The organism is Sulfitobacter sp. EE-36 (assembly GCF_000152605.1).
GTDB lineage: Bacteria > Pseudomonadota > Alphaproteobacteria > Rhodobacterales > Rhodobacteraceae > Sulfitobacter > Sulfitobacter pontiacus.
The window spans coordinates 912263-937263 of record NZ_CH959310.1 but is presented as its reverse complement, the minus strand read 5'-3'; the positions used below and the strand labels follow the sequence as shown (position 1 = coordinate 937263).

The following is a 25001-nucleotide window of genomic DNA, read 5'->3' as shown; positions in this document are numbered from 1 at the left end:
TGTGGACCCCGATGCGCCGCTGTTGAGACGTCATATACGCCCGTATATGTGAAACTGCAAGCCCCGTGTGCCTGCCCTGCTTAGGCCAGCCACCAGCGTTCGGCGGCGCGCAGGTTGTCCAACGGGCGATGCTGGCCGGTGCGCAGGGGCATGGCGATGCTGCGTGACACCGCATGGGTCACCCCGCGTGCATGGGGCAGCAAGGCAATATCATCATAGGATTGAAGGACTTCGCCATCATTCAGGTCTGCCGCTTCGACCAGATATTCAGCCATCGCCTGCGCACGGACCTGCTGCGCGGGAATGGACACCAGTTCAACCGTATCGAACCAGCCGGCGCTGCGCCCTTTGTAGTGATCCGCCACACGTTCGGCCAAAACCTGCTGACCCGGCGTAAATCTTCGCAGACGGTACAGGCCGGTGCCGATGCCGTCATCCATCGCGTGGGCGGCGCGGATCACATGGCGCGGGTCCGCCAGCGTAAAGGGCAAGTCCATCGCGGGCGCATCCATCATGATGCGCAGCTGATGGGGGCCCGTCGCCTCTACCACACCGTCCAGCGCGAGGGACGCGACAACATCGCGCGCGGTCATGGGGCGTTGATCGTGAAACAATACATCCTTGCGCAGATCGACCAGCCAGACGCGCCCGTCGGCGCTGCCCTGCCAGGCTGTTGCCAGCTCTCCGCGCAGGGTGCCGTCAGCGGCGATTTCGGTCAGCGTATCAAAGATTAACCCCTGCCGCGCCACCTGCATGAACAGGCCATCGCCCTGCCCCCAGGTATCGCTGCGCGCCGCCCCCGACAGCGCCATCCGCAACCGCCCGCCCGCTTTGGGCATGGACGCTGCCGACACACCTGTCGCCGCCAGCAAGGCCGCCGCAGCGCCCGAGGCAAATAAAGCACGCCGATCCATCAAAGAGCGGGTCATTGCGCGGCAATCCTGTCCATCGTGCGCACCAGTTCGGCGCTGATGCCGGGTTCGGACAGCGCATGACCGGCGTTGCGCACCATTTTCAGCTCGGCATTGGGCCAAGCCTGCGCCAGTTCATACGCGCTGGAGGGGGGGCAAATCATATCGTAGCGGCCTTGCACAATCACGCCGGGGATATGGGCAATGCGGTCCACATGCGCAAGGATCTGGCCGTCAAACTCAAGAAATCCGGCGTTGGTGAAATAGTGATTCTCAAGCCGGGCGAAGGTGCGCGAATATTCCCCCGGGCCCTCATACGATCCGCCCGACGCATGGATCGAGGCCAGCGCGTTTTCCCACGCGGCCCAGGCCTTGCCGTATTTCACCTCGGTCATGCGGTCGCCACAGAACAGCCGGCGGTGGTAGGCCGCGATCAGATCGCCGTGCTCGGCTTCGGGGATCAGGCCGGTAAACCGCGCCCAAAGATCGGGCCAGAACTTGCCCGCGCCGCCGCCATAGAACCAGTCAAGCTCTGCCTGCGTCATCATGAAAACGCCGCGCAGGATGATGTTGCGCACCCTCTCGGGGTGGGTTTCGGCATAGATCAACGCCAGCGTCGCGCCCCAGCTGCCACCAAAAGCGATCCATTTCTCGATGCCAAGCGCTTCGCGGATGCGTTCGATATCCGCGACCAGATCCCATGTGGTGTTATTGATGACCGACGCGAAAGGCTTGGACCGCCCGCACCCGCGCTGGTCAAACAGGATCACGTGATATTTTTCCGGATCGAAATAGCGCCGCATCGACGGGCTGCACCCGCCGCCGGGGCCGCCATGCAGGACCACCACGGGAATGCCATCGGGGTTGCCGCATTGTTCGACATAGATCGAATGACCATCGCCCACCTCCATCATCCGCTGATCGAAGGGATCGATCGGCGGGTGAAGATATTGCACTGCGCGCTTTTGGTCCGGGATTTTGTCCATTACAGCCCTATATAGTCATTGGACCCAAAAGAGCACAGAGAGATCAGAATGCAAGCGCCTCAAAGCACTGTTGACCCCGCCGAGATCGAAAAGTTTCAGGCCATGGCCGCCGAATGGTGGGACGAGAACGGCAAGTTCAAGCCGCTGCATATGCTCAACCCCTGCCGGCTCGATTACATCACTGCCCAAATCGCCGGAGAGTTCGACCGTGACCTGAAATCGCCCGAACCGTTTCGCGGGCTGCGGATTCTGGACATCGGCTGTGGCGGCGGGCTGCTGTCGGAACCGATGGCGCGTTTGGGTGCGACCGTGGTCGGTGCCGATGCCGCAGCAGGCAACATCCCTGTCGCGCAGGTCCATGCGCAGCAATCGGGGCTCGACATCGACTACCGCCACACCACCGCCGAGGCGCTGGCCGAAGCGGGCGAACAATTCGACGTGGTGCTGAACATGGAAGTGGTCGAACATGTCGCCTCTCCCATCGATTATCTGATCGCCTGCCGCACCCTGCTGAAACCCGGCGGGCTGCACATCTGTTCGACGCTGAACCGCAACCCCAAGTCTTTCATGATGGCGATTGTCGGGGCAGAGCACGTGATGCGCTGGCTGCCCAAGGGCACCCATGAATGGTCGAAATTCATCACGCCGGATGAACTCTTTGACCTGCTGCACAAGGCGGGCCTGACGGCAGTAGATCGCAAGGGCTTCGTGTTCAACCCGATCACATGGTCGTGGCGTCTGTCCGATCGTGACCTGAGCGTGAACTACGTCACCGCCAGCCTGAAGCCAGAGTGACCCAAACCGGCGTCAGCCTTCAAGCTGGCGCCGCAGGGCGCGCAGGGTATCGAGCGTGGCACGCACCTGCGCCTCGCCCAGATCATCGGCCACGTCATTGATCAACGGCGAGATTTGCCGGATCGCATGATCCCGCGCATTGCGGCCTGCGGGGCTGATCGCCACCATCTTGCGCCGCGCATCGTCCCAATCGGGGCGGATATGCACATAGCCCGCCCACACCAGTTTATTCAGCGTATTTGTCATCGCACCACGGGTGACATTGAACGTCTCGGCCAGCTGCGCGGGGGTCTTTTCGCCGTCATGCCAGGCCAGATTGTTCAGCACCGAAAAATGCGAAATCTCCATGCCTTTGGGCAGCGCCCGGGTCAGCCGGTTGCGCATCCGTTGATCAGCCGACAGCAATTCGCTGATCAACGTGATCGCAAGTGAGTTTCGATTTTCCGTCATAAGCCGTTACTAAGGTGCCTTGAAATCCCGCCGGTTGGCAAGACTGGGTACGCGGGTACGTGCCTCTTGTACACGCGCCATGTCCAGCGTGAACGGATAAATGCCCGGCGCGGTGCCCGCATCCAGCAGCACCTCGCCCCACGGGGCAACAACCAGCGAATGGCCATAGGTGTCGCGGGTCTTGTGGCTGTCGCTGGCATGGGTGCCGGTCTGCGCGGGGGCTAACACGAAACACCCTGTCTCGATCGCGCGGACCCGCAGCAGCATGTGCCAATGCGCGGCACCGGTCACCGGCGAAAACGCGGCGGGCATGGTCAGGATCGTGGCCCCCGCATCCGCCAGCGCCTGATAGAGCTTGGGAAAGCGCATGTCATAGCAAATGCTCATCCCGATTTTGGCGAAAGGCGTCTGCGCCACAACCGCCTGATCGCCGGGGCGGTAGCCCGCCGATTCGCGGTAGCTTTCGCCCGCGTCGATATCCACGTCGAACATATGGATCTTGTCGTAGCGGGCTTTGATCTGCCCCTGCGGATCAATCAGGAACGACCGGTTGGCAAAGCGCCCGTCCGCATCCCGCGTTTTCAGCCCAAGCGACCCGATCAGCAGCCAGATGCCCGCCTCTCGCGCCACATCCCGCAGGGCGGCGAGGGTGATGTCATCGTCTTCGTGCTGCAAAACGCTGCGCTGGTGGTCGCGGCTGGTCGAGACGCAGTTCGTGACCTCGGGCGTGAGGACAAACGCCGCCCCCTGCGCCGCGGCATCGCGCACCATCTCTACCGTGCCCGCCAGATTGCGGGCCGGTGTATCGCTGACGTTCAGCTGGATCAGCGCCGCCTGCATCAGGAGGCCAACAAAGCGTCCAGCTTGCCCGCACGCTCAAGCGCGTAAAGGTCATCACAGCCGCCGACATGGGTGTCGCCGATAAAGATTTGCGGCACAGTGCGCCCGCCATTGGCACGTTCGATCATCTCGGACTTACGCTCTGGCTGGGCAAGCACGTCGACCTCGGCAAAGCTCACGCCTTTTTCATTCAGCAGACGTTTGGCGGCATGGCAAAAGCCGCACAGCGGGGAGGTATAGATCTCAACAGGTTGCATGTTGATGTCCTTTCAACAAATGGGTTGGATCAAGACTTAAGTATCTTTTGCCACTCTTGCCAGTGTCACGACGCAGATTGGCCCTGCGCGTGCCTCCAGACAGGCCCGCGCCGATGCCTGTAATGTCGCCCCCGATGTCATCACGTCATCCACCAGCAGCACCGGACGGCCACGCAGCAGGTCGGCGCGGCGGGGATGGGCGGTGATCGCGCCATCCAGATGGGCAATGCGTTCGCGACGTCCCTTCCCCTCTAGCGCGGCGGTGCGTCGGACGCGGCGCAGCGCGTCGGGGCACCACCCAAGCTTGTGTTCACGGGCAAGCGCACGGGCAAGCAGGGCCGATTGGTTGAACCGCCGCTTCCACAGCCGCGCGTAATGCAGCGGCACGGGCACAACCAAAGTTTCAGGCGTGACGAAGGGCGCGATCACCCGCGCCATCCAGTGCCCTGCGGGTTTGGCGATGTCCTGACGGTCGCCGTGTTTCAGCGCCAGCACCAGTCGGCGGCCGGTATCTCGGTACAAAAGGGCTGCGCGCCCGTGCTCCCACGGCGGCGGCGCGGCAAGACACGCGTCGCAGCGCACGTCTGTCTCGGACAGATCGCCCAGCAAGGGAATACCGCAGGTTTCGCAGACCACACCTTCAATGAACCCCGTGTCGCGCCAGCACGGACCGCACAGCCCCCCATGAGCAGTCACCCACGCCCCGCACGCCAGACAGGACGGCGGGTAAATCAGCGCAACAGCGGTTTGTAACTGGTCTCGCATGATCTTATTATCCTTTCATGAACGCTTCACACACCCTGACCGATCGCGCGGCGCTGACCCGCAACCGCAGCCGCGCCACCGATGACGCCCTGTTCCTGCACCGCGCCGCGCTTGAAGAGGTCGATGATCGGCTGTCGCTGGTTAACAGAACCTTTACGTCAGCGGCGATTGTCACCGGCTTCCCGCAGGTCTGGGGCGCGCTGCATCCGAACGCGACGCTGGTGGAGGACACCGATACGCTTGCGCTGACCCAAGGCGCACATGATCTGGTGGTCCATGCGATGGGGATGCATTGGGCGAATGATCCGGTGGGTCAAATCATCCAGTCACGCCGCGCCCTGCAACCCGACGGGCTGTTTTTAAGCGTTGGTTTCGGCGGGCAGACCCTGCACGAGCTGCGCGCCTGTCTGGGTCAGGCCGAGGCGTCGATCACCGGCGGTCTGTCGCCGCGGATCGCCCCTATGGCCGAGTTGCGTGATATCGGCGGGCTGCTGCAACGGGCGGGGCTTGCGCTGCCGGTGGCGGATTCCGTGACGCTGACGACAGAATACAGCGATATCTGGCACCTGATGCGCGACCTGCGCGCCATGGGAGAGGCCAACGCGCTGACCAGCCGTCTGCGCCGTCCCAGTGGCCGCGCGATCTTTGACGCGGCGGGGCAGCTTTACCGCGACCACTACGCCACGCCAGAAGGGCGCATCAAAGCAAGCTTTGAGCTGGTCTTTCTGGCGGGCTGGGCACCGGCGGACAGCCAGCCCAAACCCCTGCGACCCGGCTCTGCGCAGCAGCGCTTGGCCGATGCGCTGGCCACGGCGGAAACGTCGCTGCGCGATTGACGCGCGACCATAACCGTTTATCTCAGCGCTAAACGCAGAAAAGGAATGCCAGATGACGCAGCAGCGCCCAGCCCATGCACAGCCTGACCACCCCACCGTGCCCGCCCCCAAGGTGGGTATCCTGCTGGCGAACCTCGGCACGCCGGACAACTATGATTACTGGTCAATGCGCCGTTATCTATCGGAATTTCTGTCGGATCGCCGCGTCATCGACTATAGCCCGTGGAAATGGCAACCGCTGCTTCAGCTGGTGATCCTGTCGAAACGCCCCTTCACCAGCGGTGCCGCGTATAAGTCGATCTGGAACCACGAGGCGGGGGAAAGCCCGCTGATGACCATCACCAAACAGCAAACCGCGAATATAAAAGACGCAATGCAGGCGCGGTATGGTGACGCAGTCATGGTCGATTACTGCATGCGCTACGGCAACCCGTCGACCCAATCCAAGGTGGCGGCGATGACCGCTGCGGGCTGCCAGAAGATCCTGTTCTTCCCGCTGTACCCGCAATACGCCGGTGCCACCTCTGCCACCGCGAATGACGCGTTTTTCGCCGCGCTCGCCAAAGAGAAATGGCAGCCCGCCGCACGCACGGTTGAACCCTATTTCGACCGCCCCGATTATATCGAAGCGCTCGCCACCTCGATCGAGAAGGCCTACGCCAAGATGGAGACAAAGCCCGACAAGCTGCTGTGTTCCTATCACGGTGTCCCGCTGCGCTATTTGATGGAGGGCGATCCCTACCACTGCCAGTGCCAGAAAACGACGCGCCTGCTGAAGGAACGGCTGGGCTGGGACGACACCCAGATCATGACGACCTTCCAGTCGAAATTCGGCCCCGAAGAATGGTTGCAGCCCTATACGGTGGAAGAGGTCGCGCGGCAGGCCGAAGCCGGCAACAAGAAGATCGCGGTCTGCGCCCCTGCCTTTTCAGCCGATTGCATCGAAACGCTGGAAGAGATCAACGAAGAGATCAAGGAAAGCTTTGAACACGCGGGCGGAGAGGAGTTTCACTATATCCCCTGTCTCAATGACGACGACTTGCACATCAAGGCGCTGTCCAACGTGATCGAAGAAAACCTGCAAGGCTGGATCGACTAAGCCCCCGCGCGGGTTGGACCTGAAAACAAAGAAAGCGCCTGTGGCTACAGGCGCTTTTCTTTTGTCCGCTTGTCATCTGACGCCGAACGGCAGACATAAAAAAAGGCGGTGTAGAACACCGCCTTTTTCTAACTGAAACTTCGACCGAATTAGTCGGAAGCAACTGCAGCAGCAACAACGGCCAGCAGCAGCAGAGGAATCAGGATGCCCGAGGAAGAAGAGGTGGACTCTTCAACGATGACGGGTGCTTCGATGATTGGCTCTGCCAGCGAACCAGCAAATGCATTCGATGCAGCAGCTGTCAGAGCAGCGGCGAGAACGAGTTTCTTCATAACATAACCTCCAGAAAAGGCGTACTTCACAGTGTGATAGCACGCGCCCAAGACTTACCTCGTAAAACTTTCTAAACAGCATCAGCGGGTAATTGCAAACCCGGATTCAGCTTTTGAGCACCACAATCGCTAAAAAGTTGTCAAATAAGCAACACTTGGGTGCCGACGTTCGCCATGGCAAAAAGTTCAGCAATATGTTCATTGTACAGGCCAATGCAGCCATTCGACGAACGACGCCCGATCTTGCGTGTGTCATGCGTGCCATGGATACGGTAGTACGTCCAGCTCAGGTACAGCGCGTGGGTGCCCAAGGGGTTGTCAGGGCCTGGCCCGATCACCGCTGGCCACTCTGGGTTGCGTTCCAGCATCGACGGGGTCGGACGCCATGTGGGGCCGACGACCTTCTGGATCACGCTGGTACGCCCACGGCGGGTCAGTTCCTCGGTCAGCGGTACGCTTGAGGGGTACAGTTTGTAGATCGACTGATCCTCGGACCAGTAATGCACCGCGCGGCTGTCGATATCGACAAGAATGGCCCCGTTCTTGGTGTCGCTGAAGTACGGCTGCCAATCCAGCGTGCGGAAGCTGGAGGTGTTGCGACGCACGGTCTCGGTCAGATCACGCTCCGTCTCCGTGGTCGCTTCGCTGTTGACGCTGCTTTGCGCCAGAGCGGGCGTTGCCAGCATCGCGGCGCTGCCAGCAAGGAAAGCACGGCGCGACGAAAGGGTAAATTTCTTATCAGACATCAGATGTCTCCTGAAGGTAGTTACAACCTAGTATAATACTGTCGTATATGGCTCGAAAGTCGCAGTTTCAAATCAAACAAGCGTTAACAGGCGCGCTCACGCTCATGTGCGTTTGATCTGCAACGCATCAAGCTGTATGGCACGACAAACCCAATTGCGTGGAGCTGCGCCATGATCCGTCTGTTTTCAATCCTTATTTCCCTGACCGTGGCGCTGGCGGCCTGTACCCCTGCACCGACCCCGCTTGCATCCGACGGTCGCCCCGGCCCTACCGTCTATAAGATCGGGCGCAATGATACCGGCAAGCTGCAATTCCGCATGCTTGATTCCGTGAACGCGCTGCGCGGTGCCTCCGGTCTGGCACCGGTTCAACTAGACGCACAGCTGAACGCCGCCGCCGCGACCCATTCTCGGGATATGGCGGTGCAGAACCGCCCCTGGCACTTCGGGTCTGACGGGTCGTCCCCTGTCGATCGTATCCAACGTGTAGGATATACTGGCGCGCTGGTCGGCGAAGTCATTTCGGAAACCTACGAGACCGAGCTCGAAACTCTTGCCGCGTGGATGGAGAAACCGGACACCCGCCGCATCATCATGTCGAAGGACGCTTTGAACATGGGCTTTTCCTGGCATCAGGAAAACAACGGCAAGATCTGGTGGACCATGGTGATGGGGAAGTGACCGCCAAGGTCACCCCCGCTTTTAACTAGATATCAGGGATTCAGTGCGATGGGGGTGTTATCCCCGACCATCGCATAGATCTCCTCCATCTCGTCGTTCGAGACAGAGATACATCCCCACGTCCAATCTGTGCGATTCTTGTCCTTGGCGGTCTTTTGACCGTGGATAAAGATATCGCCACCGGGGCTTTTGCCCAAAGCTTCCGCGCGGGCGCGGTCCATTTCATTGGGGTAGTTGATGCCGATCGACAGGTGGAACCGGCTGTTCGGATTGCGCCGGTCGATCATATAGATCCCTTCGGGCGTGCGCCCGTCACCTTCGTACACCTTGTGGCCCACAGGCGCGAACCCCAGTTTGATATCGTATGATTCCAGCACCTTGTCGTGGTGCATAAGATACATCCGGCGGTCGCCCTTGTTGACGATCACATAGGTGACCTGCGGCCCGTTGTACCGTTTGAATTTACTGCTGCTGCAGGCCCCAAGCGCGACCAGCGCGGTGCCACCCAGAATCAGGTTTCTGCGTTTCATGTTCACTATGCCTCGTTCCCGCGACCTTTTCGGCCTTATGTGGATGCCCTATCATGTAGCAAATATCGGTGCGGTCAAAAAGCCGTTACTGTCGGCTGTGCTCTGCCAGCTTCTTTTCGATCGCTTCCAGCTTTTCCATCACCTCAAGCCGGTAGGCATCGGTGCGCACGGTCTCTTCCTCGTTATGCGCGTCCTGCATCGAGTTCACGATCAGACCCACCAGCAAGTTCACCACGGCGAAGGTCGTGACCAGAATAAACGGCACGAAGAAGACCCAGGCATAGGGGTAGACCTCCATCACCGGGCGGACGATCCCCATCGACCAGCTTTCCAGCGTCATGATCTGAAACAGGCTATAGGCGCTGGCGGGCAATGACCCGAACCATTCGGGGAACTGGTCGCTGAACAATTTGGTCGCGATGACGGACCCGATGTAAAAGATGATCGTCATCAGCAGGAACACCGACCCCATACCGGGCAACGCGGTGATAAACCCTTCGACAACGCGGCGCAGACGCGGGGCGACGGACAACACCCGCAAAACCCGCAGGATCCGCAGCGCCCGCAAGACAGACAGCCCCTGCACCGCGGGCACCAGCGCGATAGCAACGACCGTAAAGTCAAAGACGTTCCAGCCGTTGCGGAAGAACCCGACCCCGCGCGCAATGATCTTGAGCGTGATCTCGGCGATGAAAATGAACAGGCAGACGCGATCCAGAAACAGGATCAGCGTGCCGTATTTCTCCATCAGGGCGGGGGCTGTCTCCATCCCCAGCAAGGCGGCGTTGAACACGATCACACCGATGATGAAATTGCTGACGGCCCGCCCTTCGACCCATCTTCCCAGACGTTCCCGCATGTTTACCGTGCCCACCATAGATCTGCGTTATTTACGTTTGCGTTGTACTTCCGGCGCAGTGAACTGCGCTGCCAGCTCCACATGGGATGACCAGCGGAATTGATCAACGACTTGCACCCAATTCAACGTATAACCGGCGGCAATCAGCACGGCGGCGTCCCGCGCGAAGGTGACGGGGTTACACGACACATAGGCCAGCACCGGCGGCATCGCTTTGACGATCTCGGCAATCTGGGCCTCGGCCCCCGCGCGCGGCGGGTCGATGACCACCGCGTCGGTCTTGGCCAGCTCGTCCGGCAGCAAGGGACGGCGGAACAGGTCGCGCGCCTCTGTCGTGACGGGTTTAAGCCCTGTCGACATGCGCCACCCGTGATCCAGCGCGGCGGTCATGGCGGCGTCACCTTCGACGGCGTGTACCTCTGCCTGATCGGCCAGGGGCAGGCTGAACGTGCCGCAGCCCGCAAACAGGTCAATCACATGGCGCGCCTCACCGACAGCCTCGCGCACGGCGGTGACCAGCGCCGCCTCTCCGTGCGGGGTGGCTTGCAGGAACGCACCGGGCGGGGGTGTCACCTTGGCCGCACCGAAACGCTGTACGGGCGGCGTGCGCATCGCGATCACCTCGCCGTCCCAGGTCAGCCGCGCCAGCCCCAGACTGTCGCACAGATGCGCCAGTTCTTGCCGCAAGGGGCCGTCCAGCTCTTTCCCGTTCTGGACCGAGATATCGAGACCCCCGCGCGACGCGGTCACCGTCACAGCAAGAGCAGCCTTGCGGCTTGTACCGATCACGGCAAGCTTTTCGGCAATCGGTAGCGCGCCCATCACCGCAGGGTCCAGCAGCTGGCACCCGGGAATTTCGATCACCACATCAGACCCGCGCCCGTGGAAACCGGCCATCGCGCCCTTTTTGGTACGTTTGGCGGCAAAGGTTGCCCGACGGCGCGATTGCGCAGGCGAGGTTTGCAGCGGCTTGAAAACAGTCTCTATCCCGTGGGCATCCAGCGACGCCTTGACCACGCCCAGCTTGAAATCCGCGACGTAGTCATCCGACGCATGCTGCAACTGGCAGCCGCCACAGGCCTTGAAGTGGCGACACGGCGCCGACACCCGGTTCTCTGACGGGGTGACGATACGGATGTCGGTCAGGGTCTGACCGTCAGGCGTGCCTGTCACCACCTCGCCCGGCAGGGTCATCGGGGCAAATAAAGGGCCGGGCGCAATGCCGTCGCCCAGGTGGCCAAGTCGCTGGATTGTATATTCTGTCATGCGCAGGGCTTACCGCGAAGCCGGGCGCAGCAAAAGCCTTATTCTGCGGCCTTCATATCCAAAAACCCGCCCGACTGCCGCCGCCAGTAGCGGGCATAAAGCCCGTCTTTGGCAAGCAGTGCGTCATGGGTGCCGATCTCTACGATCCGGCCCGCGTCCATCACGGCGATGCGGTCCATCTCGGTCAGGGTCGACAGACGGTGGGCGATGGCCATCACGGTCTTGCCCTCCATCACGCGGGTCAGCGCGCTTTGGATTGCGGCTTCGACCTCGCTATCCAGCGCGCTAGTCGCTTCGTCCAATATCAGGATCGGCGCGTCCTTGAGGATCGCGCGGGCCAGCGCAATACGCTGACGTTGCCCGCCCGACAGCTTCACCCCCCGTTCCCCCAGATGCGCGTCATAGCCGCTGCGGCCCGTGTGGTCCTGCATCTTCTCGATGAACTCATGCGCTTCGGCCTTACGTGCGGCGGCGATGACCTCTTCCTTTGTCGCGTCGGGCTTGCCATAGCGGATGTTGTCGAACGCCGACCGGTTGAACATCGCCGTCTCCTGCGTGACCATCCCGATCTGACGCCGCAAGCTTTGCTTGGTCACACCCGAGACATCCTGCCCATCAATCGAAATGTGACCCTGTTCCGCCGTATAGAGCCGCAGCAAAAGCGACACCAACGTTGATTTCCCCGCACCTGATGCGCCGACGATGCCCAGCTTCTCTCCCGGTTTGATCGATAGGCTGAGCTCTTCGATACCGCCCGTATCGCGGCCATAAGTAAAGCGCAGCCCGTCAAAGCGGATCGCCCCTTCGTGCACCTCCAGCTCTGCCGCGTTGTCTGCATCGCGCAGCTGCTGCGGCGCGGCCAGCGTGCGCATCCCGTCTTCAACCTCGCCCACATTCGCATAAAGCGCCATCAGCGTGAAACTGACCCAGCCCGTCATCTGCGCCAGCCGTAGCGACACCGCCCCCGTCGCCGCAATATCACCCGCCGTCACCAGACCCAGCGACCAATACCAAAGCGCACCCCCCACCAGCAGCACCGGCAGAAACCCCGCTATCGTCATCAGCCAGAACCGGAAAGAGACACTCACCCGCCCGAAATCGAGGCTCGTGTCCAGAAACTTGCGCATCGCCCCCAAGGCGGCGCGGTCCTCGTGATCGGCATGGGCGAAGAGCTTGACGGTCTTGATGTTGGTGATCGTATCGACCACTTGCCCCGTCACCATCGCGCGCGCCCCTGCCCGCGCTTTGGAATGTTTGCGGACCCGCGGCATGAAGTGGCGGATCAGGAAGACATAGCCGACCATCCAAAGCACCAGCCCCGCAGCGATGCGCCAATCCACCGTGCCAAGCAGCATCACCGCACCGACAAAGGACGCGGCGGCGAAGAGCACCGTATGCAGCACCTCGGTCACGACATCGGTCAGCGCGCGGCTGGTCTGCATTTCCTTCTGCGAAATCCGGCCCGCGAAATCATTGTCGAAAAACGTGACCGCCTGCCCCAGCGTGTAGCGATGCAAGCGCGACAGCACGAGGTTGAACACATTCGGCGCGACCACGATCGACTGCATATACGAACTGACGCCGAACAGCGCCGGACGCAGCAGCAAAAAGAACGCCAGCCCCGCCAAGAGCAGCCCCGCATGATCCGAGAATACCGCCCTCGCCTCGGCGGCAAGCGCCGCATCCACAACCCACCCAAGAACCAGGGCGGCCATCACCTCTATCACGCCGGCGAAAATCGACAGCACACCCGCGACGCCAAGCGCAGGGCCGCTGCCCTTCAACGCCCAACGAAAAAAGGCCGCCAGACGGCGCGGCGGCTCTGTCTTGGCGGGGGAAAACGGGTCGATCCATGTCAAAGGCATTACGATGTCGGCTCTTCTGTGCGAAGGAACCCGCCGGATTGCCGGTTCCAGAAATCTGCATATAGCCCGCCTTGTGCCAAAAGCACCTCATGCGTGCCCTCTTCAACGATACGGCCCCCGTCCATGACCAGAATACGGTCCATTTCAGCGATAGTGGACAGGCGATGCGCGATGGCGATAACGGTCTTACCCTCCATCATGCCGTACAGGGTCTGCTGGATCGCGGCTTCTACCTCGCTATCAAGCGCGCTCGTCGCTTCGTCCAGCAAAAGGATCGGCGCGTTCTTGAGGATGACCCGTGCCAGCGCGATGCGTTGCCGCTGCCCGCCTGACAGTTTCACCCCCCGCTCGCCAACCTGCGCATCATAGCCGGATCGCCCGCCCTGATCGCTCAACTCCTGAATAAAATCATGCGCTTGGGCCTGTTTCGCTGCGGCAATCACCTCTGTCTCGGTCGCGGTGGGACGACCGTAAAGGATATTTTCGCGGATCGACCGATGCAGCAAAGCATTGTCTTGCTGCACCATCCCGATCGCCTGCCGCAGGCTGTCCTGCCGGACGGTGGTGATATCCTGCCCGTCAATCAGAATGCGTCCGCCTTCGGGGTCGTAAAACCGCAGCAGCAGCTTGACCAAGGTCGATTTGCCCGCGCCCGACCGCCCGATCAGGCCGATCTTTTCCCCCGGCTGCACGGTGATATCCACGTGATCCAACCCGCCCGAACCACGGCCATAATGATGGGTCAGCCCGCGCATTTCCACCCGCCCGTCGGTCAGGGCCAGCGGCTTGGCATCGCTGTCGTCAACCAAGGTGATTGGCTGCGCAATCGTTTCTAGCCCCTCGGCCACGACGCCAAGCTGCTGGAAGAACGTCGATAGCGCCCACATGATCCAGGCGGTCATGGAGTTCAACCGCAGCGTCAGCGCCGTCGCAGCCGTCACCACGCCCACCGTCGCGTTGCCGGTTGACCACAGATAGAACGCCCAGCCTACAACCCCGACGATTAACAAACCGTTCAAGCTGACCAGACAGATATCCATGATGGTGAATATCCGCATTTCCTTTTGAAAAGTGACGCGCGCCTTCTCGATGGCACCCTTGGCATATTCAATCTCGCGGTCATGGTGGGCAAACATCTTGACCGAATGAATGTTGCTGTAACTGTCGACCACGCGGCCCGTCACCTCTGACCGCGCATCCGACGCGGCCTGCGACGCGACCGCCACACGCTTGATCGTCCATTGAGTCAGCACAGCATAAAGCGCGAACCACGCGACCAAGGGGATCAGCAGCTGCCAGTCCGACGTGGTTAACAAAATCGCTGCGCCGATGAGATAGGCCAGCGCATATGAAATCGCGTCAAAGACCTGAAACACGACCTCCCCCGCAGCGGGGGGCGTTTGCATGATGCGGTTGGCGATGCGCCCGGCAAAGTCATCCTCGAACCAGCCGACCGACTGCCGCAGTACCTGCCGGTGTCCGCGCCAACGGAAAAGCGTGCCGTAATTTGGCAACACAGCGTTGTTCAGGAGTAACACATGAACCGCCTGCACAGCAGGCCGCGCGATCAGGATAAGCAGGGCGACGACGATAAACTCCGCCCCATAGCTGCGCCATACCTCGGCCGGGCTGCCGTCCATCAGATCGACAAGACGGCCCATATAGTAGATCAAGCCGATCTCGATCGCCGCGACGACAACGGAAAGCACACCCGTGACCCAGAACACCGTTTTGAACGGCGCGCTGTAGGTGCGGAAAAAGGGCCACAGCCGCGTGGGCGGCGTGTCTTGCTCGGCGTAGTCCGCATAGGGATCGACAAGATTTTCGAAAAATCGAAACATAATTCACCTGTGGGGCGCGTGTTCGCCGCCACTATAGAAAGAGCCGCGCCGAAAAGACCACAGGTTGCGTCAGCTTTCTGGCGTGTTCAACAAACTGTCGCGCGTCGCCGCAAACCCCGAAGCGATCCAGTGCGCCCTAAGTTCGGCCAGCCGCCTGCCCAAAGCAGGGCCGGTGTATTCCGGCATCAAATCAGCGGCTTGCACGGGAAATACAGCCGTTTCGGCCTGCGCGATACGATCAAGCACAGTCGCATCGGGTGGCGTTTCAGACAGGCAGGCGCGCAGCACAACAACCGCGCGCGCCATATCGCCGCCGTCGATATGGGCAATCGCGGCCACTGTCTCTCCGCCATATGCCGCCTCTTTCAGCCGATGCAGGTATTTCGCGTCTGCCTTGCTCAACCTCAGGCGCTGGTCGATATCCTCACCGCCAAGCGCTGCCAGCCGCGTGCGCCAGTCCACAGACATCTGCAACAGCTGTTCGAAATGCACGACCATCCCGAGCCAGCGGTCATCGCTCCCCGGCAGAATGGTCCCCAAAACGCCGGTTTGGCGCATCGCCGCGACCGCTGGCGCAGGGTCCGGCGCGGTTAACAGCTTCGTAAGCTCTGCTCCGATCCGCTCTGCCGACAGGCTTTCCAACCCGTCGGTATGCGCTGCAATCGCGGCCAAAGCCTCCGGATCGAAGCCCTCGATCGGGTCCGCATACCACGCGCAAAACCGGAAATAGCGCAAGGTGCGCAGGTAGTCTTCGCGGATACGTTGGGCGGCATCCTCGATAAACCTCACCCGCCGGGCGCGCAAATCAACAAGACCTTCAAGCGGGTCGATCACCCGCCCCTGCGAATCCGCGTAAAGCGCGTTCATCGTAAAATCTCGGCGCAACGCATCGTCGAGGATACTGTCCGAAAAAGCGACAACCGCACGTCGCCCGTCCGTTTCCACGTCCCGGCGGAAGGTCGTCACCTCGAACCCCTTACCGCCGCTGACCACGGTGACAGTTCCATGTTCCACGCCCGTCGGTACGGCTTTCAGCCCAGCGCGCGCGGCAAGAGCCATGACACGCTCGGGCAATGCATTGGTCGACATGTCGACATCACTATCCGCCACGCCCAAAAGCGCGTTCCGCACACAGCCCCCGACAAAATAGATCGCATGCCCGCCGTCCGTCACCGCATCGCATACGGCTTGGGCATCGGGGTCGGAAAGCCAGCGCGTGCTGGCGGGAAGGGTTACATCATACGTTCTGTCCATGCCCGCAACATACGCGCGGTTGCCCCCCAAATGTAATAGGGACCATAAGGAACCGTGTAATAATACCGTCGCTGCCCCTGCCACCGGCGCGACTGGACCACGTAATTTTCGGCGTTGAGCACATGATCAAGTGGAACGGTAAAGACTTCCTCAACTTCGCCGGGCTCGGGGATAATTTCGAAGTCTTTTTCCACGAAGGCAATAACCGGCGTCACCAGAAAGTTCGTAACTGTCTCATGTGCGGGGAGCGTACCCAAGACGTCGACCAGATCCGACGGCAGGCCGATTTCTTCCCGTGCCTCGCGTAGGGCTGCGGCAACGACATCCGCATCACCGCCATCCTGCTTGCCGCCCGGGAAGGCAATTTGCCCCGGATGGTGCTTTAGCGCGGACGACCGCTTGGTCAGGATAAGTTCCAACCGCCCGCCCCGTTCAACGATCGGGGCCAAAACGCCAGCTGGCCGCAATGTCCGGTTCGCCGGTGGCGTAGACCCTTTGTTAAGGTCAAAATCGGAAGACGTGACACCAGTTTGCGCCAGCGCCTTACGAAAATGGGCGAGCTGATCAGCTCCCACTGTTGTCTTCTGCCTCGAACCCGACTGTTTTCGGATCCAGATCATAATGCGCGCCACAGAACTGGCAGTCGGCCGTGACGCGGCCGTCGTCTGTCGTCATCGTTTCGATATCCCCCGCCGAATAGATCGACAGGCTTTGCCGCACACGATCTTCGGAGCAGGTGCAGCCAAAGCGGACCGCCTGCGCGTCGAATACGCGCGGCATCTCCTCGTGAAACAGACGTTTCAAAAGATCTGTCGGCGGCAGGCTCGGCCCAATCAGTTCAAGCTCGTCTACCGTATCCAGCAAGACATTGACGCGGTGCCAGTTATCCCCCTCTTCACCGTCGACCAGATCAGTGGCTTGCAGCACCTCGCCGCTGCCTTCCCCTTGCGCGGCAAAGGGCGAGGCTTTGGGCATATGTTGCAGCATAACACCGCCGGCGCGCCAATGCTCATCCTCCCCCGGGGAGGTGGATTTGCCAAAGCTCAGCTCAAACCGTGTGGGCAGCTGTTCGGACTGCGCGAAATACGCCTCTGCACATTCGGACAGCGATTTACCGGTAAGCGGCGTAATGCCCTGATAGGGGGTCATCCCGTTGCCCTGATCGATCATAATGGCAAAATACCCCTCGCCCACCTGATCAAAGGCCGGCCCATCGGTGATCCGGTCGGCATCATAGCTGGCGTAAGCGCGGATGCGCGCGGGTTCACCATCATCCGTCGGGCCATAGTAGTCTGTCGCAATCATGCGCACCGGCCCTTTGGCTTGGACCTGCAGTTGCAATTTCCAACGCAGCTTAATGGTTTGCCCGATCAGCGCCGTAAGCAAGGCCATTTCGGCGACCAACGCTTCTACCTTGTCGGGATAGTCATGCTGACGCAAAATCCCTTCCAGCACGCCATCCAGACGCGCGACGCGCCCCCGAATATCAGAGGCATCGAGTTGAAAGGGTAGAACGGTGTCGTCCCACGCGATTTTGTTTCCTTGGGTCATTTGACTTTCCTTACCGGCAGACGGTTGGCATACCGCGTCTATATAAGGGCAACAAGCCGTGCGAAAAGGGGGAGTCATATGATGCGACGCGTTGGGGAACCGCCCATTCCGGGAAAAACATACACGTCGCGTCCCGGAGCCTATGCGATTTTGCCCCTCAAGGGCCGTTTTTTGATGACCGCCCAGCTTAGGCCACATGTTGATATTCAGTTGCCAGGCGGCGGCATTGACCCCGGTGAATCGCCTCTCCAAACGCTCCACCGCGAGGTGATGGAAGAGATTGGTTGGACCATTGCGCGCCCCCGGCGGTTGGGTGCATTCCGGCGATACGTCTATATGCCGGAGTATGACATCTGGGCCGAGAAAATTTGCCATGTCTATGTCGCCCATCCCGTCCGTCATATTGCCCCCCCGATAGAGCCTGACCACGCAACAGTTGTTCTGTCGGGGGAAGAGGCCGTTTCGGTGCTAGGCAACGATGGGGATCGGCACTTTCTTGAACGGTTTCTGGCGGCAAGGTCCTGAAATTCGAAGCAGATGCCGGAAACATCATCAGGAAAGTCAGCCGTCCCCGCATGATCTTCTAGCCGCGACGTGAGCGCGTCAAAGAAAAGCGGCCCCCTGATGGGGTGCAGATCATGTAGAACCTGATTTAAACCATTATCGTCAAGCATTTGTCCAATCGGGTCAGGACATTCGGTCACCCCGTCGGAAAGCACGATCAGACGGTCGCCAGGGTAAAGCTGGCTCGCGACTGTTTCATATTGCGCATCGGCAATCAGCCCTACGGGCAGCCCGCCTCTCCCGAAGTTTTCCAACCTGCGATTGCGTCGCTGAATGAAGGGGTGCGGGTGGCCGGCCTGGGTGGCCCTGATCCTGCCGGTATCAAGTTCAATTTCCGCCAGAAAAAGTGTGAAATACTGCTCCGATTCCATGTCAGAGAGCACTAGGCTGTTCAGCTCGGCGATTACTTGGTCGGGCGGGCGCATTTTATACGTCCCGTCAGATTGGCGTGCCAACGCCAGGTTTTGCTCCGGTGCGACGGCGGAAAATATACCGGCCAATCGGGCGGCCATCAGGGCCGAGCTCACCCCGTGACCGGACACATCTAGTCCGTAGATCCCGATGCTATTTCCCGCTGTGAAATATCCCACCAGATCGCCCCCTACATGCCCGCTAGACCTGAGCATCAAAGACACGGCACCCGCATCGAAGGCGCAGTGGGGTTCCTGCAAAAGGGATTTCTGAAACTTTCGCGCCTCGTCTAGGTCCCGATCCAATGCGTCATGTACGTTTTGCAACGCGTCCAAAGCTTCACTAATGACACGGTTTTTCGACGATAATTCACGCTGCATCGTCAAAATGCGTTCGCCGGCCATAATTCGCGCGCGTAGCTCGTCAACGTTGACTGGCTTGCTGACAAAATCGTCCGCACCGCTGTCCAACCCTTTAACCACCTCGGATTTATCAGATTTTGCCGTCAGTAAAATGAAGTACCCGTAGCTGCCCTTCGAAAGTTTGCGAAACGCCTCGCAAAATTGCAGCCCCGACATACCTGGCATAATCCAGTCGCTGATGATCAGATCCGGCAGATTTTGTTCGCAGACCGCCAATGCCTCTTCAGCAGAGGCCGCTTCCTGCACATCGAATCCCCATCGCGACAGTGTCGCCATCAAGATTCGCCGTTGCAGCGCGCTATCGTCGACAACCATAGCTGTTTTGATCGCGCGAAACCGCTGCGGCGTGTTTGGTCGGGCAATTTTTTCAATCTTGTTCTGCAACATACACAAGCTTTCGACAACTTCACCCCGAGCCTAGCCAACGACAGATTAAGATTCGGTGAAGCCCAAAAGTTTTTAAGTGATGATCGCCCTGCACGCTTTGTTAAGAACTTTGCCCCACATTGGCCGGAGAAAGAGGGCGAATCAGTGATTGACTGGGAACAGGTCGCGACCTTGCAAACCGCTGTTGGGCGCGACGACTTCAGCACAATTATGTGCGTGTTTTTTAAGGAGGTGGAAGAAGCCAATGCTCAGCTAACGATGGGCGTAACGACCGATCAGTTTCGCGATATACTTCACTTTGTGAAGGGCAGCGCATTAAGCGTGGGGTTTGTCGAATTATCAGAACAATGCGCGCAGGCCGAAGGCAATTTTGCCGGCAGCCATCAAATCACATCTATTTGGAAGGAGATCCTTACCAGCTATGAAAAATCGAAAGAACATTTCCTATCGAACACGGAGACCTGCAGTGCACCTATAGAACAAATTGAGCCAAGGTTTCGTCATTCGTGATGTCCGTATAGGTAAATCCTGCGTCCTTCAGTTGCGCCAAAAACGGCCCAAAACTGTCAGGGCTGCGTGTTTCAATTCCGATCAGAACAGAGCCGAAGTTTCGCGCAGACTTCTTCAGGTATTCAAACCGACAGATGTCATCGTCTGGGCCGAGAATGCTCAAGAATTCTTTCAGCGCACCAGGGCGCTGCGGCATCCGCAGAATAAAATATTTTTTGACGCCGGAGTACCGCTGCGCCCGCTCTTTCACCTCTGGCAGACGCTCAAAATCAAAGTTTCCGCCGGATGCTACGCATACAACGGTCTTGCCCTTGATCTGGTCAGCTACTTCGCCCAGCGCCTCAATCGAAAGGGCACCAGCAGGTTCTAACACGATGCCTTCAACATTCAGCATTTCGATGATCGTGACGCAGATGCGGTCTTCGGCCAGATGTATCACATCACTCTCTGCGACACGATCCAACCGTGCAAAGTTACGTTGGCCAATTTTTGCGACCGCGGCCCCATCGACGAAACTATTGATAGGAGACACATCCACCGGTGCACCCGCGACCAAAGCTTTGGCCAAACTAGGGGCCCCTTCAGGTTCAACAAAGCTATACCGGCACGCATTTTGAAAATAGCTGTAAACGCCGGACGAAAGACCGCCGCCACCAACGGGAAGCAGAATGTGGTCGGGCACGCGCCCTAACTGCTCCTCTATTTCAACCGCAACGGAGGCTTGCCCCTCTATGACATCTTCATCATCGAAAGGAGACAGAAAATGCGCGCCCTCTTCCACGCAATACTGCTGCGCCGCGGCGAGCGTTTTGTCAAAGTAATCTCCGATCAAGCGAACCTCGACCTGACGCCCACCGAACATCTTGGTTTTCTGAATTTTCTGTTGAGGCGTCGTGACGGGCATGAAAATCACACCTTTCACACCGAAATGACTGCACATAAATGCAACACCTTGGGCGTGGTTGCCCGCACTTGCACAAACGAAAACAGACTTCTCGGGGATCACTTTGCGCATCGCGTTGAACGCCCCGCGCAACTTATATGATCTAACGGGGCTTAGGTCTTCGCGTTTCAACCATATGTCAGCGTCATATTTTTCTGACAGATGTTCGTTGCGCATCAAGGGGGTGGCGGGAAACACCTCTCGCATCTGTTGCGCTGCGCTGCGTGCTGCAGTTTTAAACATATCTGTCATCTCATCGACCTTCCCGTTGAATACTTGTCGATACGATTCCCAGGTGACGCGGTCAACGCAGCCTTCAATCTTGCTCACGCCTTGAAAAACAGGTACTTCGCGGTGCAAACCGAAAAGGAAACATCATGTCCGCGCCCAAAAAAGTTGTGCTCGCCTATTCTGGTGGGCTTGATACCTCGATCATCCTGAAATGGCTGCAAACCGAATATGGTTGCGAGGTGGTTACCTTTACCGCTGACCTCGGCCAAGGCGAAGAGCTTGAGCCCGCCCGCGCCAAAGCTGAAATGATGGGCGCATCCGAGATTTACGTGGAAGACGTGCGTGAAGAATTCGTGCGCGATTTCGTCTTCCCCATGTTCCGCGCCAATGCGGTCTATGAAGGCCTATACCTGTTGGGCACCTCCATCGCGCGCCCTCTGATTTCCAAGCGCCTTGTTGAAATCGCCGCCGAAACCGGTGCCGATGCCGTTGCGCACGGCGCGACAGGCAAGGGCAACGATCAGGTTCGTTTCGAATTGGCGGCCTACGCGCTGAACCCCGACATCAAGGTGATCGCGCCATGGCGGGAATGGGACCTGTCCAGCCGGACTAAATTGATCGAATTTGCCGAAAAACATCAGATCCCTGTGGCGAAGGACAAACGTGGTGAAGCGCCGTTTAGCGTGGACGCGAACCTGCTGCACACCTCTTCGGAAGGCAAAGTGCTTGAGGATCCGGCCGTGGACGCGCCCGACTATGTGTACCAGCGCACGGTCTCGCCAGAGCAAGCACCAGATACGCCCGAGTATGTGGAAATCGGGTTTGAACGTGGCGATGCGGTAAGCATCAACGGCGAAGCCATGTCGCCCGCGACACTTCTGGCTAAATTGAACGAACTTGGCGGCAAACATGGCTGCGGGCGCCTTGACCTTGTCGAGGGTCGTTTTGTCGGGATGAAATCCCGCGGTATTTACGAAACGCCGGGCGGCACCTTGCTGCTTGAAGCACACCGCGGGATCGAATCGATCACCCTCGACCGTGGGGCGATGCACCTGAAGGACGAGCTGATGCCGCGCTATGCGGAGCTGATCTATAACGGTTTCTGGTACAGCCCCGAGCGCACCATGCTGCAAGCGGCGATTGATGCCTCGCAAACCCATGTAACCGGTACAGTTCGACTGAAATTGTACAAAGGCCACGTGCGTACCGTCGGCCGCTGGTCGGATCATTCGCTGTATTCCGAAGCCCACGTGACATTTGAAGATGATGCTGGGGCCTATGATCAAAAAGACGCGGCGGGCTTCATTCAGCTGAACGCGCTGCGTCTCAAGCTCTTGGCCGCACGCGATAAGCGCCTCAAAGGGTAAACAAAAAAGGCCCGGACAGGGGGATATTCTGTCCGGGCCTTCTTTTGGGCTAAAACGGTTTACTCTGCAGTAATAACCGTCATCACCAATTTACCGTCTGGCTTGATCGGGCCGTCTTCTTTGGCGCCCAATGTGTATTCAAAGCCGCCGGTTTTCATGCCGCCCTCTTCGGAGTGGACCATGAGCATCAACATATCGCCGGATTTCACCTCTTCTTGCAGAATGGCGGCAACGTCGACGTTTTCACCGGCACGCAGAGGCGCGTAGCCGACAACGGGGCCGGGTTTCATCTCGGCATCTGTGCGGTGAACGACCATCCAGCCGTTTTCAGTTGCCATCACCTTATCGGCGCTGACCACACCGTTGGATACATCTTGATCCATCGCTTCGACCATCGCGTTGCTGTGTGCGGCGGCGAAGGCTGTACCCGTGGCAAGCGTGAGAGCCAGAGCGGTTGCTGTAAACATCTTCATGTTAAATCTCCTTGTTGCGTGGTTCTTCCTGATAATTCACGCAACATGAGATGATTTAGTTTCGATAAATCGAAGATTTTAACCCGAAATCACCTAAGCCGTTGATCATAAAGCTTTTGATAATGTGGAAGCGCTTTGGCACACAGCGCTTCTGCGGCAGGTTCAAGCCTGGGCAACGGCCCCTCTGCCCCTGCAAAACCGGTGCTTTTGTGCACGGCACCATACCAATGTGAGGCCCAGATGCCATCTTCGGCACGTGGGCCCGCCGCCCAGGATAGCATTGCCGGATCGAAGGGCAGGTTGATGGCATCACACAGCTTGCGCAACATGCCTTCGGGGTCGGCGCGAATATCAGCGGAATCGATGACCAGCCCACCGATTTGATCGTACAGCGCAGTCTGTTGGCCATAGCCGATATCATTAAAATTCGGCGCTTCCCGTTTCGCGGTATAGCTGGCGATCACGCGGGCGGGGTGGCGTATCAGGTGGACATGCACGCAGCCCTCTGCCCAATCCATCGGAAACCCGTCAATCATATGATGGGGCATGTGTTTCATGTAGCGATGCGGCGTGCCCGGCTTTGCGCAGCGCGCCGCGACGCTCAAGGGGTCGCATTCATGGCCCGCGATAATTTCATCTTTCATCGGATGATCGACGCCGGTGGCCTTAAGATACGGCGCATAGAACGGTTCATCCATCGCGGTGAAATCGGCGCGGTTTCCGAAGCTATACATCATCGCCGTGCTCAGATTGCGCGGGCCGGACCACATTGCGATACGCATCAGGCACATTCCTTTGCGATCAGGTCTTTGTACAAACCGCGCAGCTTTTTTGTTACCGGCCCCATGTCGCCCGTGCCAATCTGGCGGCCATCGATCATCGCGACAGGTGTTTGCGCCCCGAATGTGCCGGTCAAGAACGCCTCGTCAGCACCATAGGTGTCGACCAATGAATAATTCCTTTCGAAACACGGGATATCATTGGCGCGACACAGGTCGATCACCTTCTGACGGGTGATTCCATTCATGCAGTAATCGCCGGTGCTGGTCCAAACCTCCCCTTTGCGGACGATGAAAAAGTTACAGGCGTTTGTTGTATTCACGAAACCGTTAATATCCAGCATCAGCCCTTCGTCGGCACCCGCTTTTTCCGCGGCAATACACGCGAGAATACAGTTCAATTTGGAATGACTATTCAGCTTTGGATCCTGCGTCATCGGCAGCCCGCGCAGATGCGGCACCGTGGCCAGCCGGATCGGGCGCGGCATATTCGGGCGCGAGTGTTCCATAATGATCGTGATGGTGGGGCCCGATTGCGACAGCGACGGGTGCTGGAAGGGCCGCGTTTTTGGCCCCCGTGTGATCATCAGGCGCGCGTGGGCGTCGGTGGTCATGCCATTGGCTTTTTGCGTCTCTAACAAGGCTGAAATCAGGGCGTCGCGCGTCATCCCGATATCAAGGTCAATGGCTTTGGACGCCTCGAACAGGCGGTCAAAGTGATCGTTCAGAAAGGCCCATGTACCATCATACAGCCGCAGCCCTTCCCAGATGCCGTCGCCAAGCATGAAACCGCTGTCATAGACGCTGACCACGGCCTGTGCCTTGGGGACAATCTGACCGTTTAAATAGATCAAAATGTCTTCATTGCGGGCATCTTCTTCGGCTTGGTGCGTGGTGACGTGGGTTTGCATCAAATTGCTCCTTCTTTGGGGCTGACGCTAAGAACTTCGTGCCACGGGGCCAAGGGTGAAACCGACATCACTTGGCCGTGACATCACGGGCACCTGAGTTGCGTCGCGCAAACATTGCGGTCACCGTCAGGCAAAACAA

Annotated in this window: 27 protein-coding genes and 1 pseudogene; 7 read left to right on the top strand and 21 right to left on the bottom strand. The window is 59.2% G+C overall.

Annotated elements, in window-relative coordinates; all coding sequences use genetic code 11:
* Positions 1–80 precede the first annotated feature (80 nt).
* Both EE36_RS07120 and pip read right to left on the bottom strand, forming a co-directional pair.
* Positions 81–929, bottom strand: coding sequence for an ABC transporter substrate-binding protein (locus tag EE36_RS07120; protein WP_005850853.1), 849 nt, complete (start codon positions 927–929; stop codon positions 81–83).
* The gene (pip, locus tag EE36_RS07115; RefSeq protein WP_005850851.1) at positions 926–1897 is read right to left on the bottom strand and encodes a prolyl aminopeptidase; all 972 of its coding nucleotides are present in this window, start codon (positions 1895–1897) and stop codon (positions 926–928) included. Before pip ends, EE36_RS07120 begins: the two co-directional genes overlap by 4 nt.
* 48 nt (positions 1898–1945) lie before the next feature.
* On the opposite strand from pip, the gene ubiG reads away from it, so the two are divergent.
* Positions 1946–2692 (top strand): bifunctional 2-polyprenyl-6-hydroxyphenol methylase/3-demethylubiquinol 3-O-methyltransferase UbiG, encoded by a 747-nt coding sequence (gene ubiG / locus EE36_RS07110; protein WP_005850849.1) that lies wholly within the window; start codon positions 1946–1948, stop codon positions 2690–2692.
* Positions 2693–2704: 12 nt separating this feature from the next.
* On the opposite strand, the gene EE36_RS07105 is transcribed toward ubiG, so the two are convergent.
* Genes EE36_RS07105 through EE36_RS07090 form a run of 4 tightly spaced genes read right to left on the bottom strand, consistent with a single transcriptional unit; the run spans position 2705 to position 5004 of the window.
* Positions 2705–3142, bottom strand: a complete 438-nt coding sequence (locus tag EE36_RS07105) for a MarR family winged helix-turn-helix transcriptional regulator (protein ID WP_005850847.1) — start codon at positions 3140–3142, stop codon at positions 2705–2707.
* A gap of 9 nt (positions 3143–3151) precedes the next feature.
* The gene (locus EE36_RS07100) at positions 3152–3982 is read right to left on the bottom strand and encodes a carbon-nitrogen hydrolase family protein (protein WP_005850846.1); all 831 of its coding nucleotides are present in this window, start codon (positions 3980–3982) and stop codon (positions 3152–3154) included.
* Positions 3982–4239 (bottom strand): glutaredoxin 3, encoded by a 258-nt coding sequence (gene grxC, locus EE36_RS07095; RefSeq protein ID WP_005850844.1) that lies wholly within the window; start codon positions 4237–4239, stop codon positions 3982–3984. Before grxC ends, EE36_RS07100 begins: the two co-directional genes overlap by 1 nt.
* Positions 4240–4275: 36 nt before the next feature.
* A complete protein-coding gene (locus EE36_RS07090; RefSeq protein ID WP_005850842.1) occupies positions 4276–5004 on the bottom strand; it encodes a ComF family protein in 729 nt (242 codons plus the stop codon).
* Positions 5005–5021: 17 nt separating this feature from the next.
* Here EE36_RS07090 and EE36_RS07085 point away from each other — a divergent pair, with 17 nt between their 5' ends.
* Together EE36_RS07085 and hemH are read left to right on the top strand one after the other, a co-directional pair.
* Positions 5022–5840, top strand: coding sequence for a hypothetical protein (locus EE36_RS07085; protein ID WP_005850837.1), 819 nt, complete (start codon positions 5022–5024; stop codon positions 5838–5840).
* Between the two features lie 52 nt (positions 5841–5892).
* Positions 5893–6939 (top strand): ferrochelatase, encoded by a 1047-nt coding sequence (gene hemH / locus EE36_RS07080; RefSeq protein WP_005850835.1) that lies wholly within the window; start codon positions 5893–5895, stop codon positions 6937–6939.
* A 149-nt stretch (positions 6940–7088) separates the two neighbouring features.
* Here hemH and EE36_RS07075 read toward each other — a convergent pair whose 3' ends face one another.
* Positions 7089–7271, bottom strand: a complete 183-nt coding sequence (locus EE36_RS07075) for a hypothetical protein (protein WP_005850832.1) — start codon at positions 7269–7271, stop codon at positions 7089–7091.
* A 140-nt stretch (positions 7272–7411) separates the two neighbouring features.
* Positions 7412–8017, bottom strand: coding sequence for a L,D-transpeptidase (locus EE36_RS07070; RefSeq protein ID WP_005850831.1), 606 nt, complete (start codon positions 8015–8017; stop codon positions 7412–7414).
* A gap of 171 nt (positions 8018–8188) precedes the next feature.
* On the opposite strand from EE36_RS07070, the gene EE36_RS07065 reads away from it, so the two are divergent.
* Positions 8189–8698: a CAP domain-containing protein gene (locus EE36_RS07065; protein WP_005850828.1), complete on the top strand. Its 510-nt coding sequence runs from the start codon at positions 8189–8191 to the stop codon at positions 8696–8698.
* Between the two features lie 32 nt (positions 8699–8730).
* Here the strand turns inward: EE36_RS07065 and EE36_RS07060 are convergent, their stop codons facing one another.
* From EE36_RS07060 to EE36_RS07025, 8 genes are all read right to left on the bottom strand, one after another.
* Positions 8731–9228 carry a murein L,D-transpeptidase family protein gene (locus tag EE36_RS07060; protein WP_005850826.1) on the bottom strand — a complete coding sequence of 166 codons (498 nt, stop codon included), beginning with the start codon at positions 9226–9228 and terminating at the stop codon, positions 8731–8733.
* 85 nt (positions 9229–9313) lie between these two features.
* Complete coding sequence (locus tag EE36_RS07055; RefSeq protein WP_005850824.1) at positions 9314–10105, bottom strand: ion transporter; 792 nt, start codon at positions 10103–10105, stop codon at positions 9314–9316.
* Positions 10106–10114: 9 nt separating this feature from the next.
* Positions 10115–11353, bottom strand: a complete 1239-nt coding sequence (locus EE36_RS07050; protein ID WP_005850822.1) for a class I SAM-dependent RNA methyltransferase — start codon at positions 11351–11353, stop codon at positions 10115–10117.
* Positions 11354–11391: 38 nt separating this feature from the next.
* Positions 11392–13218, bottom strand: a complete 1827-nt coding sequence (locus EE36_RS07045) for an ABC transporter ATP-binding protein (RefSeq protein ID WP_005850820.1) — start codon at positions 13216–13218, stop codon at positions 11392–11394.
* Positions 13218–15059, bottom strand: coding sequence for an ABC transporter ATP-binding protein (locus EE36_RS07040; RefSeq protein WP_005850819.1), 1842 nt, complete (start codon positions 15057–15059; stop codon positions 13218–13220). Before EE36_RS07040 ends, EE36_RS07045 begins: the two co-directional genes overlap by 1 nt.
* 69 nt (positions 15060–15128) lie before the next feature.
* The gene (locus EE36_RS07035; protein ID WP_039912187.1) at positions 15129–16313 is read right to left on the bottom strand and encodes a CCA tRNA nucleotidyltransferase; all 1185 of its coding nucleotides are present in this window, start codon (positions 16311–16313) and stop codon (positions 15129–15131) included.
* Positions 16292–16933 (bottom strand): CoA pyrophosphatase, encoded by a 642-nt coding sequence (locus tag EE36_RS07030; RefSeq protein WP_050752209.1) that lies wholly within the window; start codon positions 16931–16933, stop codon positions 16292–16294. The genes EE36_RS07035 and EE36_RS07030 overlap by 22 nt, the downstream gene beginning before the upstream one ends.
* The gene (locus tag EE36_RS07025; protein ID WP_005850814.1) at positions 16878–17864 is read right to left on the bottom strand and encodes an Hsp33 family molecular chaperone HslO; all 987 of its coding nucleotides are present in this window, start codon (positions 17862–17864) and stop codon (positions 16878–16880) included. Before EE36_RS07025 ends, EE36_RS07030 begins: the two co-directional genes overlap by 56 nt.
* A 78-nt stretch (positions 17865–17942) precedes the next feature.
* On the opposite strand from EE36_RS07025, the gene EE36_RS17305 reads away from it, so the two are divergent.
* Positions 17943–18389, top strand: coding sequence for an NUDIX hydrolase (locus EE36_RS17305; protein WP_005850812.1), 447 nt, complete (start codon positions 17943–17945; stop codon positions 18387–18389).
* Positions 18390–18400: 11 nt separating this feature from the next.
* Here the strand turns inward: EE36_RS17305 and EE36_RS07020 are convergent.
* A pseudogene (locus EE36_RS07020) lies at positions 18401–19537 on the bottom strand (SpoIIE family protein phosphatase); the annotation flags it as partial.
* Positions 19538–19549: 12 nt separating this feature from the next.
* Here EE36_RS07020 and EE36_RS17685 point away from each other — a divergent pair.
* The gene (locus EE36_RS17685; protein ID WP_254655557.1) at positions 19550–20158 is read left to right on the top strand and encodes an Hpt domain-containing protein; all 609 of its coding nucleotides are present in this window, start codon (positions 19550–19552) and stop codon (positions 20156–20158) included.
* Here EE36_RS17685 and ilvA read toward each other — a convergent pair.
* Positions 20121–21353, bottom strand: coding sequence for a threonine ammonia-lyase IlvA (ilvA, locus tag EE36_RS07010; RefSeq protein WP_039912183.1), 1233 nt, complete (start codon positions 21351–21353; stop codon positions 20121–20123). The two genes, EE36_RS17685 and ilvA, sit on opposite strands and share 38 nt — an antisense overlap.
* A 125-nt stretch (positions 21354–21478) precedes the next feature.
* On the opposite strand from ilvA, the gene EE36_RS07005 reads away from it, so the two are divergent.
* Positions 21479–22699 (top strand): argininosuccinate synthase, encoded by a 1221-nt coding sequence (locus EE36_RS07005; protein ID WP_005850804.1) that lies wholly within the window; start codon positions 21479–21481, stop codon positions 22697–22699.
* 59 nt (positions 22700–22758) lie between these two features.
* Here EE36_RS07005 and EE36_RS07000 read toward each other — a convergent pair whose 3' ends face one another.
* The 3 genes from EE36_RS07000 to EE36_RS06990 form a co-directional block, all read right to left on the bottom strand.
* Positions 22759–23172 (bottom strand): hypothetical protein, encoded by a 414-nt coding sequence (locus EE36_RS07000; protein ID WP_005850801.1) that lies wholly within the window; start codon positions 23170–23172, stop codon positions 22759–22761.
* Between the two features lie 89 nt (positions 23173–23261).
* Entirely contained in the window at positions 23262–23954 is a 693-nt protein-coding gene (locus EE36_RS06995) for a sulfotransferase family protein (protein WP_005850799.1), read from the bottom strand.
* Positions 23954–24862 (bottom strand): D-amino acid aminotransferase, encoded by a 909-nt coding sequence (locus EE36_RS06990; protein ID WP_005850797.1) that lies wholly within the window; start codon positions 24860–24862, stop codon positions 23954–23956. The genes EE36_RS06995 and EE36_RS06990 overlap by 1 nt, the downstream gene beginning before the upstream one ends.
* Positions 24863–25001: the final 139 nt, after the last annotated feature.